Here is an 18787-nt window from a genome sequence, read left to right on the forward strand (position 1 = left end):
TGCTCTTTGCTAGCTTTTAAAAAATTAACAGGTTTGTGATCTCACTCTTCAGTTTTCAAGGAACAACTTCTTTTTTGTGTCTCCCGCTTACCTCGCGGCGACAAGTAATAATATAGCATGGACTACAACCTATAGTCAACACCTTTTTTTATTTTATATTATTTTTCTTTACAACGTGACTTTTGTATCATTAGAATGCGCAATGATAAAACCAAGTATGTATGAGATGAATCAAGACATGGTCGAGTTTTTCTTTATAAACAGTACGCTAATTTTTAGCGTTTGCCTTGAGTTAAACAACACACTAGTATTGGGGCATAACACAAAAAAATATAGCACTAAAAAAATCCTCCTCTCATGAGAAGGATCTATTCTAGGAAGGCAGTACCAGCAATTTTACAGCTATAATGTATGCTAACCCCGGAATTCTCAATAAACCGACTACTCCTGCAGTGAGTATATTTATAGGTAATGTAAAATGAAAAGACTGACCGATAAAATTTATTAAAAAAATAATTAAACTGCCAATTGCAGAATAAAACAATCCTTGCCACAACCAGACCAATGGCTGCTTGACAGATCGACTAATGAACATAAAAAAAACCACACCACAAATACCAGCAACGATCCACCATTTTATATCTAACACTACCCCACCCCTTATCCCACTACACACTTTATTGTCTATCTTATGGGACAAGGACCTACTTCATTACTCTTAATTCACTTCGACAAAACAAAAAAGCGGGGATCGAATCCCAGCTTTTTATACTTCTCTTCTACCTTCCAATGCTTTTGTAAGTGTTACTTCATCTGCGTATTCCAAATCGCCGCCAACTGGTAAACCATGTGCAATACGTGTCACCTTGATTCCGAATGGTTTCACAAGACGAGACAAATACATCGCAGTTGCTTCGCCTTCCATATTTGGGTTGGTAGCTAGGATAAGCTCTTTCACTTTTTCATCGGACAAACGCTCCAGTAGAGATGGGATTTTTAACTGCTCAGGACCGATTCCTTCAATTGGTGAAATTGCACCACCAAGGACATGGTATAACCCATTAAACTCTCTTGTGCGTTCCATCGCGATCAAATCTTTTGTCTCTTGAATCACACAAATGATCGAAGTATCTCTGCTTTTATCTTGACATATATCACATATATCTTGGTCAGATATATTTTGACATACAGTACATATTTTCAGATCTCTTTTGACTTGAATGAGTGCTTGGGCAAAGTCAGCGACATCTTCATCATCCATTTTTAGAATGGTAAATGCTAATCGTTGTGCTGTTTTTGCTCCTATCCCCGGTAAACGTTGAAATCCATCAATGAGGTTTACGATCGGCTCAGGTAAATACAACGCTGCTCACCTACCTAAAAAAGTCCAGGAATATTTAATCCGCCAGTCAATTTCCCTAAATCTTTGGATGTTGCATCATCTACTTGTTTCTGTGCTTCATTAAATGCAGCGATGATAAGGTCTTGCAACATTTCTACATCATCTGGATCAACTACATCCGGTTGAAGTTGGAGTCCTACCAATTGTTTTTTTCCATTAATCGTTACTTTAACGACGCCTCCACCCGCTGTACCTTCAAATTCTTTTGCTTCTAATTCTTGTTGTGCTTTCATTAATTGATCTTGCATTTTTTTCATTTGTTTCATCATTTGATTCATTTGTTTCATTATTCATTATCCTCTCAGACTATTTTTCTACGGAAACTAATTCTTCACCAAACAAAGCAATCGCCTTTTTAACTATATCATCGGGAGGTTCAGGTTTGGAGGTAGTAATCGATATTTCCTCTTTTCCTCTCTGTTGCTCCCATTGCTCTCTAGTAAAAGCCTTCAACTCATAAGAAGTATGCAACATCTTTTCCAATTCTTTTTCGATGAGTTTTTTATTTTCTGCTTTTAACACCGTATCCCGGTGAAAAGCACCAAGCATTGCAATCGTGATGGTATCATTAGTAGTTTCTACAATTTCACCATCTGCCAGCCACGCATACAGTGTCACTCTTTGCTGTTTGATGGACTGTAGAACAGTTGGCCATACCTGATTGACAGAAGGATTAATTGTGGTTGGTTTTGTTTCTACTTTAGAAGTATTCTGCTTGGTTATTGGTTGTTCAGCTGCTACTTTTTCTGTTTCCTCTGCTGGCTTGCTAAGTGTTGTTTGTTCTTCTTTTTGCGAAGGTGCTATTGGCGTATGTTGTACAATTTGTTGCTGTGGTTGCAAAGCACTTGTTTGTCGGATAATAAACAGTTCTAATAAAATCTGTGGATGGTTGACCCATTTTAGCTGTTGCTGAATCAATACCAACTGATCCACCCATTGCACCAATTCTTCTGTTCCGTATACAGATCTCTTGCTTTTAACCGTTTCCGAAATACTTGCTTTTTCCACAAATGTTTGCGCCAATAGTATATCTCTTGCAATTAATAATAAATCTTGCACTACCTGATCTACTTCTATGCCGTAAGTTATAAATTCATCTACTTGTTTCAAAGCAGCAGCTCTGTCTTTTTGGTGGAGATAATCTAGCAGTTGAAGCATCGAATGCTCAGAAACTCCTCCAATAATAGAGAGCACAACCTCTTCTGTTAACCCGTTGTCAGAAAATGAGATCGTTTGATCCAACAAACTCAGTGCGTCACGTAGCCCTCCATCGGCAACTCGCGCGATCTGTTCAAGGGCCGCAATTTCTGCTGTTATGCCTTCTTGTGAGACCACATACTCTAATCTTTCTACTACACGTTGGTGAGGAATACAACGAAACGGGAACCGCTGACATCTTGATATAATGGTGGCCGGAAGTTTATGCGGCTCGGTTGTCGCCAAAATAAAAATAACATGACCAGGAGGTTCTTCCAATGTTTTCAACAAAGCATTGAATGCTTCCGTCGTCAACATATGAACTTCATCAATAATATACACCTTGTACCGAACCTCTGTAGGTGCATACTTTACTTTGTCTCGAAGGTCACGAATCTCATCGACACCACGATTAGAAGCAGCATCAATCTCAATAACATCCAATAAAGACCCTTGTGTAATAGCTTTACACGGTTCACACTCGTTACATGGTTCCGCAGCTGGTCCATGTATACAATTAACTGCTTTAGCAAATATCTTAGCTGCACTGGTTTTCCCTGTCCCTCTTGGACCACTAAATAAGTAAGCATGCGAAATATGCCCCCCAGTTAGTGAGTTTGCTAAGGTAGTAGTAACATGTTCCTGACCAACTAGGTCACGAAAATGTTGTGGTCTCCAAACACGGTACAACGCTCGATAGGACATAGGGAAACACCATCCTATTTTTTTAAATTCATCCTTCATCATACTACATCTTGCGCATGCTTTCCAAAAAAAACAACCCATCTCACGAAGAGAGGGCTGCAAGCGGCAAATAGATATGAAAAGTAGTTCCGTTCTCATCTGAACTCACTTCCATTTTACCATTTAATTCTCTCAGGATTTGTTTACAAATTGGTAAACCTAGTCCTGTTCCATTTTCTTTCGTCGTATAAAAAGGATCAAATACCTTTTCCATCATACAGGCTGGTATTCCTGGCCCTTGATCAGCGATTTGTACGATTGCATACTTGCTGTGTTCATCTTTGCTTATACAAATAGTGAGTACACCCTCTGCTTTCATCGCTTCAATCGCATTTTTACACAAGTTCAGAAATATTTGTTTTATTAATTCGCTATCTGCTTCAATAACAAGTGAACCTTCCACCTCTTGGTGAAAATGCAGCTCAATATTATGGAGAGTAGCTTCTCCTTGTACGATAGGCAAAATATCATCAATTGCTTCTTGCAACAGAATAGCTGATGTTCGTCGATTAACAAGACGAGGCTTACTCAGCAGAAGGAACTCACTGACAAGGCTGTTGATACGATTTATCTCCTTTAACATAATATCAATATAAGCTTGTTCTTTTTGCTGACCAATCTCTTTTAACTTATGACCGATCACCTGCAAAAAACCACGTATGGAGGTAAGAGGATTTCGTATTTCGTGTGCTGTTCCAGCTGCTATTTGTCCGATAGTAGCCAGTCTATTGCTTAGTTGTGCCTGTTTGGCAAGGGAGTCAACCTCCGTTTTATTCTCCATCATAAAGAAATCTCCAGAAAAACCAGATTCTTTATTATTTATTCGCCTTCTCCGAACAAGAAAAAGATGCCTGCCTTCAACAGTTTCCCATTCAAGCTCCATTTCATTTTGCTGTGGATATGTACTGGTAAGGAAAGAAATAAATTGATTATAGTTTGGTTGAGAGGGATCGAGCTGTGAAATGACGTGGTCAATGGGACGGTATAAAACTTCATCACGATCTAAGCCAAGAAATTGACTTGAAATACTATTCAATTCTACCATAGAGCCTCGATGATCAATTAGCCAGATTCCAATCTGCATTTGCGAAAAAAGTTCCGTAATATGCTCATAGTGTGGAAACGGGTAGGAATTCATCATCGGATAAGAAGGATGATCTTCTGATCTCCTAACTATACTAGCATCTACATGGATCATTGATTCCACCACACTATCACTTTCCTTGAAACCATACGAACAACCACCAGTCCAGAAAAGAAATTATTTATCCATGTTCTTCACAATCAAATAAATCATTTCAAGGGTGTTAATAGTACCAAGTTTCTACTAGTTAAATTCTCTTTTTTTCCTATTCTTCCTTCTTTTTGTATATTTTTTCCATTAAAAAGAGAAAACCAGCCTTCTGTGATTTCAGTCACAAAGCTGGCTTTCTTCAACATTACTATGTCGACATAATATGCTTTTCTAAATATGTAAAGCCGTGCACCTATCTTTGACTTATCTGTCCAAGCGGTAACTTCCCTTCCAGCTCAAACCAGGCAACCCTACGGCACACGAGAAGCCAACCTTAGTGCTGCTTCCGTCAGGACCTGACACGGTTCAGAAGTACTCGTTGCGTAGGACCCAATCGTCAACACTGTCCAGAAAGACCAAGCCTCACACAGAATAAGCCTCAGATAGGAATTCAACCCCGCTAAGGCGGATTGCGAGTTACAGGGCACCGCCACCTCCCCATCTAGCACGGCAAAAACTATTTTATCACAAATCTGCATGTACAACAACATAGTAAATAATGGACCTTTTTTATTGACAAATTTATTTTTATGTAATAAATTATTTTTACGTAGTAGTTATGTTTTAAAGAAGGTGATTTTCTATTGAAACAGCCAATACAAGAAACTTATCTCGTCGAATTGCCTGAACAAGCATCAGCTCTCATAAATCCACTTCGCGCAGAAATACTCGCACAACTAAAACAACCGAGTTCTGCTACCGAAGTAGCTAAAAAGCTAAAAGAGACACCACAAAGAATCAACTATCATCTCAAAACGTTGGAAAAAGTAGGACTTGTGTCCAGAGTAGGTACGCGCCAAGTAAGGAATTTGGTGGAAGTACTCTACCAAAGCATCGCTCGTACTTTTCTTCTTGCAGAGTCCCTCTCGATCAGGAAAGAAACCATCCAAAAAATGAAAGATCAAGGTTCTCTACTTCATCTCATTCATACTTCAGAACGAATGAAAAAAGATGCACTACATCTTATGGAGCAATCTGATCAAAATGAAGTAATTCCAAGCGCTTCCCTCCAAATGCAAGTAAACTTAGCTGATGAACTGACTCGAGAGCAATTTGTTGCTGATTATGTTGCAATGGTGGAAGATTTGGTTAAAAAATATCAACACAAAACTGGTCATGCCCATCCCTATCAAGTCCTTTTAGCTGTCTATCCAGACTCCAGTCAAGGAAGTGATAACCATGAGTAAAACAATGAAAGCTCAGGAACAAATTGAAAAAACCGAAACGATTGTATGGGAAACAAAAGTCTCACCAACAAAACAAGAAAACATAATCCTTTTTCCACTTCGTCAAGAGTCTACTGTGCAAGAAAGGTCTATTCCTTCCCAAGGAGAAACCGTGAAACTGAAAATAGTTTCTTCTGGATTTAGCAAGACCAGCCGTTCATCTGCTACTCGCATGCAACTTGCTGCTTAGATTTTTTGATATTGAGAAAGGGTGGGAAATATGCAGATTCCTTATATTGTAGAGCAAACAAAAAACGGAGAAAGAACATACGATATATACTCCAGAATGCTCAAAGATCGTGTTATTTTTCTAGGATCAGAAGTCAATGATCATGTATCTAATGCGATTATTGCACAATTACTATTTCTTGCTGCCGAAGATGATGAAAAAGATATCCATATGTATATCAACTCTCCCGGGGGATCGGTTACTGCTGGTCTTGCCATTTTTGACACGATGCAATATATCAAGCCGGATGTTTCCACCATTGCAGTGGGATTTGCCGCTTCGATGGGAGCTACTATATTAGTAGGTGGAGCTCCAGGCAAGAGAATGGCATTACCCAATACAGAAATATTGATCCATCAACCATGGGTACAGCAAATTCATGGGCAAGCATCTGATATCGAAATTCGAGCAAAAAACATGTTGAAAACAAGACATACCCTTAACAAAATATACGCTGATCGATGCGGGAAAACTATTGAGGAAATTGAACGAGACACAGATCGTGATAACTACCTAAGTACAAAAGAGGCTCTAGCTTATGGGATTATTGACAAAATAATTGAGCGCAAAGATTTAGCATAGAAAAAAGCGGCAGAATGAAGCCGCTTTTTTCTCTATATTCCTATTTTTTAACTATCAAAAATGTGGAATGCGATACCGTCATATAAACGATATCGCATTCATAATTCCCTTTTCTTAGGTCTCTGTGAGTTTAGGTGGACACAAACACATGAAGTGTGTGTCCACTAGGAAGAATTGCACTCCCCTTATCCCGATCAATTTGGGCTGGCAATGAAGCCAGAATACGATTCATACCGCTATTATTCTTGACCGTGACACTAACACAGTAATCACTCCCTAGATCCATAACAGCAAAATCGCGAATGAGATTCGTCGGCAGCCTCCGATGCCCAGGGCATCAATCGCTGGATGACCTTGATCGTATCACGGGTGCTGGTTGTCCGTTTGCTTCGACTTGTTAGATCAAACTTAACTGCCAATGCTTGTACACGAATACTAGGCTTATTCTGGTCTCTATGGGTATCTATCGTGTAAGCAGCGACAGGTGAACTAAAAAATTTTGGTTCAACCTGCAACACTTGAGCAATCCGGTCAACACTCACCTTTTGATCTGGAAAAGAGACGGAAGAAGAGCATTTCAGCTGAATCCCCTTATCTCGAGAGTACACCGTAATGTATATCTGACACAGATCCCCTGACTTCTTTAGTACCTCTTCAGCCTTTTTCAAGAGTACGGTGAGGTCATTTCTTCCCATGAAAACTCTCCTAAGTCAGTAGGGATGACTAAATTTACATAGCCATTGTCTAATTATATATATCAAATTTAAGATCAAACCGATCTAATGATACCTGGTTTCCAAACAGCAAACTCTACCGTAGGCGAATTACCTACGGTAGAGCAAACGTAAAGATGGAAGGAACTATAATATATTTTTTAAAATGTGAAAAGATCGGTATTACTTTTCTTAGATACAGAAGAAGCATTAGGTTATAGGATTATCGATAAAGTGATCAAACGCAGGATATCGTATAAAAGCGAAAAAACGGCAGAATGCCGCTTTTGTTTGTTTCATGAGTTATGATGATGCCCTAATTAATTTATCTATCTCAATAGAGGTCATTTTAAGTTTACAGTGAAACCATTAAGTAATACGTTTATTCCCATATCAAACTCTCGATCCCAATTAGGGTTTGTCATATAGCAAGACAATCGAGCTATAGAAGGAAAAGAATCTTTCGATAGAGTCTGATACATTTTGTCCGCCTCTTCCCCCAATTCCTCAAGTGTTTGGTCTTTTTTTTCTAAAATCTTATGGAATCGAACTTCTTCCGAAACAAAACCAAGTATATGATTTTTTATCATGGAAGCCATCCAAGGAATGTCTTCGTCCCTAAATCCTGCTTTAGATAAAACATAAAATAAGTTCTCGATTTGTTGAAAACGATTGTAACTTGATGAAAAAGTACTATTGTTGAATATTTCCGCAGAATCTCGATACCTATGTAGTATATTTCTAAAACTCCGAGCCCAGCTTGTGATAGCTTCTTTCCATGAAATTTCATCTTCTGGCCAAGTAATTTTTGAGCTGATTTCATCTACAAGTAACCCCAAAAGTTCCTCTTTATTTTTCACATGCCAATATAAGGCTCCCGCCTGAATTCCTAAAGACTCTGCTAACTTTCGCATCGTTAATTGATGAAGTCCCACTTTATCAATTAATTCTAAGGCTACTACCACAATCCGCTTTTGATCAAGAAGCGGTTCATTTGCTTGTCTCCTTCGTCTTGCCAATGTTCGAAATCCCCTTTTTTCTTGACAATCATATCACAATAAAATAATATAACAATGTTCAATTATAATTAAACAAGGTTCAATTAATAAGGAGACTAATCTATGAAATTACAGCATTTGAATCTATGTGTAAACAATCTAACTGATTCACAGGATTTCTTCGAAAGTATATTCGGATTTCAAACAATGGATAGAAAAGGAGACGCAATTGCCGTGATGGAAGATGGACATGATTTCGTCCTCGTATTGAGTAACCCACAAATTTTTGGTGATGAGGTTCCAGTTTATCCAAAAGATTTTCATATTGGATTTTTTGTAGATACACCTGATAAAGTAAATCAAATGTATGACCGGCTCCAATTAACAGCGAATGTAGAGTTAGACAGTAAGCCAAAATATATGAGAGGCGGTTACAGCCTTTATTTTAGAGCATTAAATGGCATTTTATTTGAAATAACTTGCCTACAAAAGTAATTTGGAAAATAAACAATCTTCACCGAATAGTATCGGGTAGGAAGGACAAGTTGAAGACTTGTGTTTTTATTGACAAAAACTGCTCCTTCCCGAAAATCAAAAAAGGACTCCTATAATAGAGTCCTTTTTATTATAATGGCATATTTATTTGGCAGAGAGGGTGGGATTCGAACCCACGGTAGCTATATAACTACACTGACTTTCGAGGCCAGCTCCTTCAACCACTCGGACACCTCTCCAAAAAGGCTATAACAAAAAATATTATACACAATTACCAACAAATTTCAAGTCACAATAGAATTAGACTGCTTTCTTTGTTTTTTGTTTGCCCGTAAAGATTGAAAAAAAGAGCGTAGCTTCTCTCTGGATTCTTCCTGTAAAACGCCATCCACAATGACTGTTTGGTGGTTAAATCGTTCATCATTTAACAAATGATACAAGCTATCTACACACCCTGCTTTAGGGTCTTTGGCACCATAAACCAACCGTTGGATACGCGATTGCAAAATGGCTCCCGCGCACATCGGGCAAGGTTCTAGAGTTACATAGAGGGTGCATTCTTCCAATCTCCAACTCTTCAGATGCATTGCAGCTTCACGAATGGCTATCATTTCTGCGTGTAATAGAGGATCTTGCTCTGTCTCTCGCAAATTATATCCTCTTCCGATCACTTGATCCCGATAAACAACAATAGCACCAATGGGAACTTCTTTTAATTGGACAGCTTTGTCTGCCTCATCAAGAGCTAAGAGCATATATTCTTCATCAGACATCTGTAACACTCCTAGTTCCTCATGCATTCTTCACAATGACCATAAATCTCAAACTTATGTCCTGTTATTTGAAAGTTTTGCGGCTCACCTAGAATTGCATTCATGGGACACAGATCAATCGCTGTGGTCTTCCCACATGTTGTACAGATCAAATGGTGATGATGAGAGTGGGAGCTACATGCCAATCGGTATTTTTTCTCCCCTGACCACTCGGTAACTTCTAATATCCCATATTGTTCAAACAAAGAAAGGTTTCGATAAACCGTATCAAAACTTAAACCTGGATATTCTTTTTGCATGAATTCCAGCATTTCTTTCGCACTTAAATAGCGGCCCTCTCGTTCAAATATATGAACCATCTGCTCCCGTTTTCCTGTATACTTATAGCCTTTTTTCTTTAACATTTGTAAGGCAGTAGTTGTATCCATTATCATTCGCCTCGCACATTCGCTTTCTTATATTGTACCACAGAAAATAGGCGTTTTCCGATGATAACAATTAACAATAAAGCGATCGATACTAAGACAATTGCTCCACCTGAGGCAATATCTAGCCAGTAAGCAAAAATCAAGCCAGCTATAATTGAGAACTCTGCAAAAAGAATAGATAAAAAAGCTGTTTTCCGAAAACTCAGTGACAACTGCATACTTGTAGCTACTGGTAATGTCATAAGAGCAGATACGAGCAAAATCCCTACTACGCGAATGGCAACAGAAATAACCATCGCTACTAATATGATAAAAATAAGATGAAGCCATCTTCCACGAATACCAGTTAATACTGCATGTTCTTCATCAAATGCTAATGCAAACAACTCCTTAAAAAATAGCAAAAGAAAACAAATAACCAAAATAGCAACAACGCCAATTAACCATAAATCTTGTACATTAATCGCTAAAATGTTTCCAAACAATAGACTAGAAATATCCGTACCAAACCCATTACCAAGTCCGATAAGGACTACCCCAACAGCAATTCCGCCTGAAAGCAGGATGGGGATTGCCAGCTCTTGATAAGAACGATAAAACTGGCGTATGCGTTCCATAAAGATAGATCCGATAACCGCAAAACTCATACCTGCATACAGTGGGCTAATACTTGCAAATATCGCAAAATTTTTCTGCAAGAGAAGACCAGCCGCAACTCCTGATAAAGTAATATGCGACAATGCCTCCGCAATCAAAGATAAACGTCGAACTACCAAAAAGATTCCTACTAAAGGAGAAACAAGTCCGATTATTAACCCAGCAATAAGTGCATGTTGTAAAAAGGCATATTCAAAAAAATCACTTACCAATGTTTGTCTCTCCCTTCAGTGCTGATGACTAATAATTTGGACATCATGATTATACGCGCTAGACAATAGCTCTTTTTCTTTTTGCATAAAATGCGTCCTGCTCCCATGAAAGAAAAGTTTTTTATTTAAACAAGCTACTTCATCTACCAATGTAGAAACTACCCCGATATCATGTGTAACCAAGATGAGTGTTAAGCCATTTTGTTTATGTAAACGATGTAAGAGATCATAAAACTGCTTCGTGGAGTCTCGATCTATTCCAACGGTAGGTTCATCGAGAATTAATAATTTTGGCTTACTGATCAGTGCTCTTGCAATAAATACTCGTTGCTGTTGTCCACCAGACAGCTGCCCAATATTCCGTTTACGTAAATCCCTTAGTCCAACTTGATCCAAAACTTCATCTACTAATTCAAAATCTTTTTTATTATACCAACGAATAATACCTTTTTTAGCGGCGAGGCCGGCCGCGACTACTTCTTGAACAGTAGCAGGGAAATCACGTTGAAAGCTATTGGATTTCTGTGATACATATCCAATTTGATGTTTATTCTTCTGATCTCGAATAGATCGCCCAAAAACGGTAACCTTTCCTTCACGTGGCTGAAGTACTCCTAATGCGATTTTTAATAGCGTTGATTTACCAGAACCATTGGGACCCACGATTCCTAAAAATTGACCCTCTTTTACAGACAAAGTCACACTTTCTAACACAGACTGATGCTGATAAGAATAAGATACATCCTCCATCTGTAGTACAATTTTACTCATTTGCACCACCTAATGCTTTCTTTAAATTGGACAAATTTTTCATCATCACGGAAAAATAATCTTCTTTATTAGCAATCTCTTGATTGGATAATCCTTCAAGCGGATTTAATACTTCCGCTTGAGCATGAATTTCATTTTTGATGGTATCTGCTAATTTATTGTTTGCCAATGTTTCAAAAAAGACGGTTTTTACTTGATATTTTTGAAGTAACTCTACTAGTTTACTCACTTCTTTTGGGCTAGGTTCATCATCAGGGCTAAGTCCTGCGATCGCAATCTGATTCAGATGATATTGATCTGCTAAATAGTAAAAAGCGGTATGGGCAGTGACAAACTCTCGTTTTGGTGTATGCAGAAGACTTTCATATGCTTTTTCCAACTCAATAAATTGGTTATTTAGCTTTTGGTAATTTGCCGCAAATACTTCCTTGTGAGTAGGATCTATTTTCATCATTGACTCGTAAATTACTTTTGCTTGTTGCTGAGCTAAATAGGGATTTAACCAAATATGAGGATCTTGAATTTTGTCTACTTGATGCAATTTCATTTTTTCAGAGGTATTTATGACATGTGTATGTGATTGGTCGATATTTGGCAGGGTACGATCTACCCATCCTTCTAATCCTGCGCCATTATATAAAAACAGATCTGCTTTATGGAGCTTTATCATGTCTTGTGGGGATGGTTCAAAGTCATGTGGCTCTGTTCCTGGAGGAACTAAATTTACCACATCCACATACTTCCCTCCAATTTTCTGAGCAAAATCTTGAAGAGGATATAGGGATACAATAATTTGAGGTTTGGAAGAGTCAGATTCTCTTCCACAACCAACCAAAAAGATCATGAAACATACAAAAGCTAGAAGCGGAATTATTCTATTTTTCATCATTATCCTCCGAACAACATTCTTATTATTTCCTATCCACATACAATTATAACGAGACACCTCTATGATGTAAATCGTAAATGTTACGTTTTACATTTAAAATAAATATATTATTTCCAGAGAGAAAAAACAAAAAAAATAGCAGCCTTTCGCTGCATCAAATGGTGTGTACTTGTAATTTTGGCGCACCCGGAAGGACTTGAACCTCCGACACATCGTTTAGGAAACGATTGCTCTATCCGCTGAGCTACGGGTGCACAATAATGAATACCATTATACACAGAATTGAAAAAGAATAAAAGAGGGATTACCAACACATAAAAAAGCTCACTCCTAAGAATCAGACAACCTTTTACATTTTAAATATACAGCTTGTTGCAAATATGAAAAGCTTTATCTTAACGATTCCATGGAGCTTTTCGAGTGTGAAAACCGAGTGATTGATCTTATAAACGCTCAAGTCAGAAAACCATAATAATCAAATGAACATGACAAACATAGCGAGAAAGTGCAAAATGTCCTGGTTGTTTTAAACCCATATTGAGATTTTAGCAAAGGGAAGATTCGCTTCATTCCATTTCATTGTAGCAGTAGTTTTTCCCAATTTCCTGTTTCAAATAGGTAGCATCATTCTGTCTCCTTCTATTATAGGTAATTTCTTCAGGAGGAGGAGGATTTTCGCATATTTTGCTAGTGTAATAAGACGAATCCCCAGTTGTTCAGATATGTCAAACAACTCCTGATCATCATAAGAGTATCTAATGCTCCTATCACTTTGACTTCACTGATAACGGCAGATATTTGTCTAGTATATCAGTACTCCATAGATATGACCCTATGTCATCACTATTTTATGTGATGACATTTCTTTGTTCTCATGATTTTTAATAAACAACGAAGTGAAAAATAATCAAAATACTACATTCCAAAATGTTTACTTAATAACTCTTTGAATTTTGTATGATCAATTTTTTCTTTTGTAACTACCCCATATTGCCATTTGGTAAAAGTACTGTTGGTTAAAGTAATATTTCCACCATCTACTAATTTGGTGACTAGAGGAGTTTTGTTAAATGGTGATTCTTCATTTTTTTAATAATCGTCTGAATTCTATTAAATTCCGATATATCTTTTATCGTTTTTTGGGAATCAAATGCATATCCTATTCTCCAGTCGGCATCCTTGTATTTTAATTTCATTTCAAAAATATAATCGCCATGCTCCGTATCTTCTTTTTTAATCCGAAATTCCCCATTGTCAGAACCTACAGTATCACCAGAAAAAGGAACTGGTACTAATGGCAGATTACCACCAAATCCTGTATCTATTAAATATTTTTTTCCTTCATAACAGAGCAGAATGGTTACATGCGTTCTTCCAAGATTAAAATATCCACTAGTAGGGTCCTTATAAACAACCCCCCTTGCTAAAGCACAATCAAAGCCATTCTCTATTAAAAATAAATAAAAAATAGAATTCAATTCATAGCAAAGACCACCTTCTGTCTTCCGTAGCATCTTATTTATTAGATTTTCTCTTGTAATCTCATTTGTCTGATTTTTAAGTATGCATAAATTTTCAAAAGGAATTGTTTTAGCTGTTTTTTTCTAGAATAGAAGATAATCTTTGAAAAGTAATCTGTTCATTTTGTGAAATGCCTAATCTTCTTCGAAACAATGTATTTAGTTCACTCATTGATAATTCCTCCTATAACCATATAGCTATTGGTGGTGCAATCTATATGTTACTTTAACTGGAGAAAATCTGAAATTATATGGCTAACCGATACTGTCATCTATTTACTCCAGCCAAAAAAATCGCTTTATTCAAAGCTTTCTGTCTCCAATTATAGTGGGATATATTCTTCTAATTCAACATATCAACAGAAAATAATTTATTATTCATATGGATAGATGATAGATTCGCAAACAAAAATATACATTTAATTTTTTGTAGCAAAAGGAAACCACAGAACAACCTATCTATAAGAATTCTAACAAAAATAAGCTCCTATAGGAGCTTACGATACGACTTGTTTTTGTACATGATTTACTCTTGAAAGAACTTTTTCTTTTCCAAGTAAGTACAGGGTTTGATTTAAATCAGGTCCATGTACTTGACCAGTAGTAGTAGCGCGAATTGGCATAAATAACTGTTTACCTTTATAACCAGTCTCTTTTTGCACTGCTTTTAATGCTTTCTTGATTTCCGAAGGAGTATACTCAGCAAGTTCATTTATTTTTGTCGCAAATGACGTCAAAACGGCAGGGACTTGTTCTTGTATAAGCACTTGATTCGCTTCTTCATCATACAGCGCATTTTCAGAAGTGAATAACTTGATTAAAGGAACAATGTCGCTTATCCGACTCATACCTGTTTGAAATAAAGCTACTAACTCTCTTGTGCGCTCATTTGCTTCTTCTTCGTCTAATTCATTTTGTCGCAAATACTCTTGATATTCTTTATCGTTTTCTAAATAAGGTTTGCACAAAACGATAAGGGTATCTAACTCAATCGCTTTAATATACTGGCTGTTTACCCAGCTTAATTTTTCTTGATTGAATATTGCACCTGCTTTGTTGATCCGATCTAACGAGAACAGCTGTATCAATTTATCTAATGAGAAAATTTCTTCTTCATTGTATTCACCACCTGGAGACCAACCGAGTAATGCGAGATAATTGTTCACTGCATCTGGGAGATATCCAAGATCGTGGTATTGTTCGATAAATTGCAGGATTGTTTCGTCTCGCTTGGACAATTTTTTTCCATTTTCATTTAGAATAAGTGGAATATGTGCAAATTCCGGTACTGGAGCACCAATAGCCTCAAACAGAAGAACATGCTTCGGTGTATTTGATAAATGCTCTTCTCCTCGAATAACATGAGTTATTTCCATGAGGGAATCATCAATCGTTACAGCAAAGTGATAAGTAGGCACACCATCAGACTTACAAATAACAAAATCCTCTATATCTGCTCTTTGGAAACTCATATCCCCACGAATATGATCTTGGAATTGGATCTCATTATCACCCGTCACTGCAAAACGAATGACATAAGGGATATTAGCATCGATTTTTGCTTGCACTTGCTCTTTAGTTAAATGACGGCATTTTCCTGAATATCTTGGAGTTTGTCCATTTTGCTGAGCAGCTTCTCGCTCTGCTTCTAACTCTTCTTTGGTGCAAAAACATGGATATGCTTTTTCTTCGGAAACAAGTTTATCCAGAAAAGGCTGGTAGGTATCCAAACGCTCCATGCTACGGTAAGGACCATAATCTCCACCAACATCTGGACCTTCATCCCAAGTTAATCCCAACCATCGAAAAGCGCGAATTAATTTCTCTTCGGCATCATCTTTGTTACGTAAAGTATCTGTATCTTCTATCCTTAGTATGTAAGAACCACCTAGTTTTTTAGCGAATAAATAGTTGAACAATGCGGTCCGCGCCCCACCAATATGCAAATGCCCCGTAGGACTAGGCGCAAAACGGACTCTTACAGTCATTTCCAAACCCCTGCTTTCTGCTTCATGAGTGCTAAAAGTATACCATTTCCATTCACATAGTTCCAATAAAAACAAAATGAACCCCTCGATTGAGGGGAAATGTTTACTAACTTACTTTATAGTAACACGATAGGAAACAAGCCATTCATTTAGTTGCAACCAATAAGCAAGTAGTGCTGGTACATTCATTAGCTGACCAAACCATGGTAAATGCTTGCTTCGTAAATCCGTTTGCAAAAACTGCTTCACTTTTTCACGATCTAGCAATTGGAAAAGAGGAGCATTTTTATTTTCTACTAACTCCTGTATTTTCTGAATACCGAATGTTAAATATCCTGGATGATGTGTTTTTGGGTATGGGCTTTTCTTTCTTTCCATTACTTCTTTCGGCAGAAGATGGGAGACCGCTTGACGAAGTAATCCTTTTTCACGATTACCATGAAACTTCATGGACCAAGGAACATTCCAAACATACTCTACTAAACGATGATCACAAAACGGAACTCTTACTTCCAATCCAGCAGCCATGCTCATTCGATCTTTCCGATCCAACAACGTTGGCATCCATCGAGTTAAACTGAGGTAAAAAATTTCTCGAATTCTTGCATCTTTTGCACTCTCTTCTTGCAAACGAGGTACTTCTGATAACGCTTCTTGATATCGGTAATCTACATATTCCAAGGGTTTCATATGTTCTACTAATTCATGCGTTAAAAACGGTACCCGTAAATTGGCAAACCTAGCCCATGGGAATGTATCAGCATTTACTAGTTCCTCTCGGTGAAACCATGGATAACCACCAAATACTTCATCTGCACACTCACCAGATAACACAACGGTCAAATCTTTTTTTATCTCTCTGGAGAACAGAATGAGAGAAGCATCCACATCTGCCATTCCTGGTAAATCTCTTGACCTCATCGCACTCACTAATGTTTCGTATAATTGATCATTATCGAGGATGACATTATGATGATCGGAACCGATGTGTCGTGCCATTACTTTTACCCAAGGTGCATCTGGATTGGGCTGAAATTCGTTCTGCTTGAAATATTTATCATTATCGACATAATCAACAGAATACGTATGGAGAGTCCCACGGTTTTCCTGTTGAAAAAATTTTGCTGCATAAGCAGACAAAGCGCTCGAATCCAATCCCCCTGAAAGCATGGTTCCAATAGGTACATCTGATACTAACTGCCTACCAACTGCATCTTGAAATAGTTCCCGAACTCTTGCAACGGTGGTTGGAAGATCGTCTTGATGAAAGTCACTTACCAACTCCCAATATGGGCGTATTGCTAACCCATCTCGATTGAATCGCAGCCAGTGTCCGGGTTTTAGCTCATGTATATTACGAAAAACTCCAACACCTGGAGTACGGGCCGGCCCCATCACAAGAAGCTCATTCAAACCTACTTCGTCTATCTCTCTAGGTACATCTGGGTGAGCTAAGATAGATTTTAGTTCCGATCCAAATAAGAGGGAATTTCCAATCTTCGTATAAAATAATGGCTTTACCCCAATCCGATCACGGGCGATAAAGAGCTCCTCTTTGGATTCATCCCAAATAGCAAAAGCAAAGATACCATTCAGTTCTTTGGGAGCATCTTCACGCCATGCTGAAAAAGCAGCAGGGATCAGTTCCGTATCGCACCTAGTAGTAAAATGATATCCTTTTGCGAGCAAATTACTCCTTAATTCATCCATGTTGTAAAGTTCACCATTATAGACAATTACATATTTACGATCTCCCATTTGCTTTACCATTGGTTGAATTCCATTTTGAGGATCAATGATTGAAAGTCGTCTATGGCCAAATGCTACATGTTCCGAAATCCATGTTCCTGTGGCATCTGGACCTCGATGCTCTACTTGTATGTTCATTGCATCTAATATCCCTTTTTGCTTGCTTATGTCCTGCTCAAAATTAACCCAACCTGTTAATCCGCACATCTTCGTCCCCACCTTTCCCACTAGGCAACTGTCTACTTTAACCTATGTAAGAAAGACAGATTGGTGACATGTTCATTCGAAACATTTTTTATAGAATAACAATACGATTTTTTCTCATCGGGTAATCTCCAAAACAAAATCTCATTGGCAATTCAGCCAAAAAAATGTGTCTTATTTCGCAACTTTATTATTCGTCAAAAATCATGAGAAAAAATATGTTACGATCCTAGAGGAGCATGTTACAAATCTCTTATGATCGGAGTAAATAACGATGCTAAAAACCCCACTTGGAAGGTTTCGACTTACAGGAATAGTAGAAGGTATCTCTTACATCCTCCTACTAGTCGTTGCAATGCCACTCAAATACTTTGCTGATTTACCGATGGCTGTTACAATAGTTGGTGGTATTCATGGAGCCTTGTTTGTACTCTATATCCTAACACTTGCGCATGTATATTTTGCTGATAAATGGAGCTTTAACCAAGGACTAATCGCTTTAATTGCGTCTGTTATCCCATTAGCTACCTTTTACTTGGATGCGCAACTGAAGCGACATCAGAAACCTGTCTTATTCGCAAATAAAAATTAATATATGATCAAAAAGAGCCATCCAAAAATGAACTGCACCCCAATTGTTAGACACACATAACAATGGGAGGTGCAGTTTTTCTATGACCAAATATTCACTAGAGACCAAATTAGAAGCAGTCTAA

General features: G+C 37.8%; 19 protein-coding genes, 2 tRNA genes, 1 other RNA gene and 1 pseudogene. 5 read left to right on the forward strand and 18 right to left on the reverse strand.

Going from position 1 to position 18787, the window contains the following annotated elements:
- Positions 1–373 precede the first annotated feature (373 nt).
- The 6 genes from GSM42_RS19880 to ffs form a co-directional block, all read right to left on the reverse strand.
- Positions 374–649: a pro-sigmaK processing inhibitor BofA family protein gene (locus tag GSM42_RS19880; protein WP_160803310.1), complete on the reverse strand. Its 276-nt coding sequence runs from the start codon at positions 647–649 to the stop codon at positions 374–376.
- 117 nt (positions 650–766) lie between these two features.
- The gene (recR, locus tag GSM42_RS19885; RefSeq protein ID WP_160803311.1) at positions 767–1363 is read right to left on the reverse strand and encodes a recombination mediator RecR; all 597 of its coding nucleotides are present in this window, start codon (positions 1361–1363) and stop codon (positions 767–769) included.
- 14 nt (positions 1364–1377) lie between these two features.
- Positions 1378–1689, reverse strand: coding sequence for a YbaB/EbfC family nucleoid-associated protein (locus GSM42_RS19890; RefSeq protein ID WP_160803312.1), 312 nt, complete (start codon positions 1687–1689; stop codon positions 1378–1380).
- A gap of 19 nt (positions 1690–1708) precedes the next feature.
- The gene (dnaX, locus tag GSM42_RS19895; protein WP_160803313.1) at positions 1709–3304 is read right to left on the reverse strand and encodes a DNA polymerase III subunit gamma/tau; all 1596 of its coding nucleotides are present in this window, start codon (positions 3302–3304) and stop codon (positions 1709–1711) included.
- Between the two features lie 82 nt (positions 3305–3386).
- Positions 3387–4541, reverse strand: coding sequence for a two-component system sensor histidine kinase NtrB (locus GSM42_RS19900; RefSeq protein WP_160803314.1), 1155 nt, complete (start codon positions 4539–4541; stop codon positions 3387–3389).
- Positions 4542–4822: 281 nt separating this feature from the next.
- An RNA gene (gene ffs, locus GSM42_RS19905) (signal recognition particle sRNA large type) lies at positions 4823–5088 on the reverse strand.
- A gap of 133 nt (positions 5089–5221) precedes the next feature.
- Here ffs and GSM42_RS19910 point away from each other — a divergent pair.
- From GSM42_RS19910 to GSM42_RS19920, 3 genes are read left to right on the forward strand one after another with little or no spacing between them, the layout of a single operon-like run.
- Entirely contained in the window at positions 5222–5824 is a 603-nt protein-coding gene (locus tag GSM42_RS19910; protein ID WP_160803315.1) for an ArsR/SmtB family transcription factor, read from the forward strand.
- Positions 5817–6053, forward strand: coding sequence for a hypothetical protein (locus GSM42_RS19915; RefSeq protein WP_160803316.1), 237 nt, complete (start codon positions 5817–5819; stop codon positions 6051–6053). The genes GSM42_RS19910 and GSM42_RS19915 overlap by 8 nt, the downstream gene beginning before the upstream one ends.
- A 30-nt stretch (positions 6054–6083) precedes the next feature.
- Positions 6084–6674, forward strand: a complete 591-nt coding sequence (locus GSM42_RS19920; protein WP_160803317.1) for an ATP-dependent Clp protease proteolytic subunit — start codon at positions 6084–6086, stop codon at positions 6672–6674.
- A gap of 269 nt (positions 6675–6943) precedes the next feature.
- Here the strand turns inward: GSM42_RS19920 and GSM42_RS19925 are convergent, their stop codons facing one another.
- Positions 6944–7369, reverse strand: a complete 426-nt coding sequence (locus GSM42_RS19925; RefSeq protein WP_160803318.1) for a hypothetical protein — start codon at positions 7367–7369, stop codon at positions 6944–6946.
- A gap of 362 nt (positions 7370–7731) precedes the next feature.
- The gene (locus GSM42_RS19930; RefSeq protein ID WP_160803319.1) at positions 7732–8406 is read right to left on the reverse strand and encodes a TetR/AcrR family transcriptional regulator C-terminal domain-containing protein; all 675 of its coding nucleotides are present in this window, start codon (positions 8404–8406) and stop codon (positions 7732–7734) included.
- 102 nt (positions 8407–8508) lie between these two features.
- On the opposite strand from GSM42_RS19930, the gene GSM42_RS19935 reads away from it, so the two are divergent.
- Positions 8509–8880: a VOC family protein gene (locus GSM42_RS19935; RefSeq protein WP_160803320.1), complete on the forward strand. Its 372-nt coding sequence runs from the start codon at positions 8509–8511 to the stop codon at positions 8878–8880.
- A 149-nt stretch (positions 8881–9029) separates the two neighbouring features.
- On the opposite strand, the gene GSM42_RS19940 is transcribed toward GSM42_RS19935, so the two are convergent.
- The 10 genes and pseudogenes from GSM42_RS19940 to asnB form a co-directional block, all read right to left on the reverse strand.
- Positions 9030–9119 (reverse strand) — tRNA-Ser (locus tag GSM42_RS19940).
- Positions 9120–9164: 45 nt separating this feature from the next.
- Positions 9165–9653 (reverse strand): tRNA adenosine(34) deaminase TadA, encoded by a 489-nt coding sequence (tadA, locus tag GSM42_RS19945; RefSeq protein WP_202405007.1) that lies wholly within the window; start codon positions 9651–9653, stop codon positions 9165–9167.
- A gap of 11 nt (positions 9654–9664) precedes the next feature.
- Positions 9665–10081 carry a Fur family transcriptional regulator gene (locus tag GSM42_RS19950; RefSeq protein WP_160803322.1) on the reverse strand — a complete coding sequence of 139 codons (417 nt, stop codon included), beginning with the start codon at positions 10079–10081 and terminating at the stop codon, positions 9665–9667.
- A 2-nt stretch (positions 10082–10083) separates the two neighbouring features.
- Positions 10084–10950: a metal ABC transporter permease gene (locus GSM42_RS19955; protein ID WP_160803323.1), complete on the reverse strand. Its 867-nt coding sequence runs from the start codon at positions 10948–10950 to the stop codon at positions 10084–10086.
- A gap of 15 nt (positions 10951–10965) precedes the next feature.
- Positions 10966–11721, reverse strand: a complete 756-nt coding sequence (locus tag GSM42_RS19960; protein ID WP_160803324.1) for a metal ABC transporter ATP-binding protein — start codon at positions 11719–11721, stop codon at positions 10966–10968.
- On the reverse strand, positions 11714–12607 hold the full coding sequence (locus tag GSM42_RS19965) for a metal ABC transporter solute-binding protein, Zn/Mn family (RefSeq protein ID WP_160803325.1): 894 nt from the start codon (positions 12605–12607) through the stop codon (positions 11714–11716). Before GSM42_RS19965 ends, GSM42_RS19960 begins: the two co-directional genes overlap by 8 nt.
- A gap of 181 nt (positions 12608–12788) precedes the next feature.
- Positions 12789–12864: transfer RNA gene (locus GSM42_RS19970), tRNA-Arg, on the reverse strand.
- A gap of 661 nt (positions 12865–13525) precedes the next feature.
- Positions 13526–14302 (reverse strand): annotated as a pseudogene (locus tag GSM42_RS19975) (arylamine N-acetyltransferase family protein).
- 325 nt (positions 14303–14627) lie between these two features.
- Positions 14628–16124, reverse strand: coding sequence for a glutamate--tRNA ligase (gene gltX / locus GSM42_RS19980; protein WP_160803328.1), 1497 nt, complete (start codon positions 16122–16124; stop codon positions 14628–14630).
- Between the two features lie 105 nt (positions 16125–16229).
- A complete protein-coding gene (asnB, locus tag GSM42_RS19985; protein ID WP_160803326.1) occupies positions 16230–18074 on the reverse strand; it encodes an asparagine synthase (glutamine-hydrolyzing) in 1845 nt (614 codons plus the stop codon).
- Between the two features lie 271 nt (positions 18075–18345).
- Here asnB and GSM42_RS19990 point away from each other — a divergent pair, with 271 nt between their 5' ends.
- Positions 18346–18663 carry a DUF3817 domain-containing protein gene (locus GSM42_RS19990; protein ID WP_160803327.1) on the forward strand — a complete coding sequence of 106 codons (318 nt, stop codon included), beginning with the start codon at positions 18346–18348 and terminating at the stop codon, positions 18661–18663.
- The last annotated feature ends 124 nt before the right edge of the window (positions 18664–18787 follow it).

Source organism: Shimazuella alba, from assembly GCF_009831235.1.
GTDB lineage: Bacteria > Bacillota > Bacilli > Thermoactinomycetales > Thermoactinomycetaceae > Shimazuella > Shimazuella alba.

Coding starts and splice junctions, on each gene's coding strand:
- GSM42_RS19935 (WP_160803320.1), top strand. CDS start 8,509: ATGAAATTACAGCATTTGAATCTATGTGTAAACAATCTAACTGATTCA.
- GSM42_RS19920 (WP_160803317.1), top strand. CDS start 6,084: ATGCAGATTCCTTATATTGTAGAGCAAACAAAAAACGGAGAAAGAACA.
- GSM42_RS19925 (WP_160803318.1), bottom strand. CDS start 7,369: ATGGGAAGAAATGACCTCACCGTACTCTTGAAAAAGGCTGAAGAGGTA.
- GSM42_RS19965 (WP_160803325.1), bottom strand. CDS start 12,607: ATGAAAAATAGAATAATTCCGCTTCTAGCTTTTGTATGTTTCATGATC.
- tadA (WP_202405007.1), bottom strand. CDS start 9,653: ATGTCTGATGAAGAATATATGCTCTTAGCTCTTGATGAGGCAGACAAA.
- GSM42_RS19915 (WP_160803316.1), top strand. CDS start 5,817: ATGAGTAAAACAATGAAAGCTCAGGAACAAATTGAAAAAACCGAAACG.
- GSM42_RS19900 (WP_160803314.1), bottom strand. CDS start 4,541: ATGATCCATGTAGATGCTAGTATAGTTAGGAGATCAGAAGATCATCCT.
- GSM42_RS19890 (WP_160803312.1), bottom strand. CDS start 1,689: ATGAAACAAATGAATCAAATGATGAAACAAATGAAAAAAATGCAAGAT.
- dnaX (WP_160803313.1), bottom strand. CDS start 3,304: ATGTCCTATCGAGCGTTGTACCGTGTTTGGAGACCACAACATTTTCGT.
- asnB (WP_160803326.1), bottom strand. CDS start 18,074: ATGTGCGGATTAACAGGTTGGGTTAATTTTGAGCAGGACATAAGCAAG.
- GSM42_RS19960 (WP_160803324.1), bottom strand. CDS start 11,721: ATGAGTAAAATTGTACTACAGATGGAGGATGTATCTTATTCTTATCAG.
- GSM42_RS19950 (WP_160803322.1), bottom strand. CDS start 10,081: ATGGATACAACTACTGCCTTACAAATGTTAAAGAAAAAAGGCTATAAG.
- GSM42_RS19990 (WP_160803327.1), top strand. CDS start 18,346: ATGCTAAAAACCCCACTTGGAAGGTTTCGACTTACAGGAATAGTAGAA.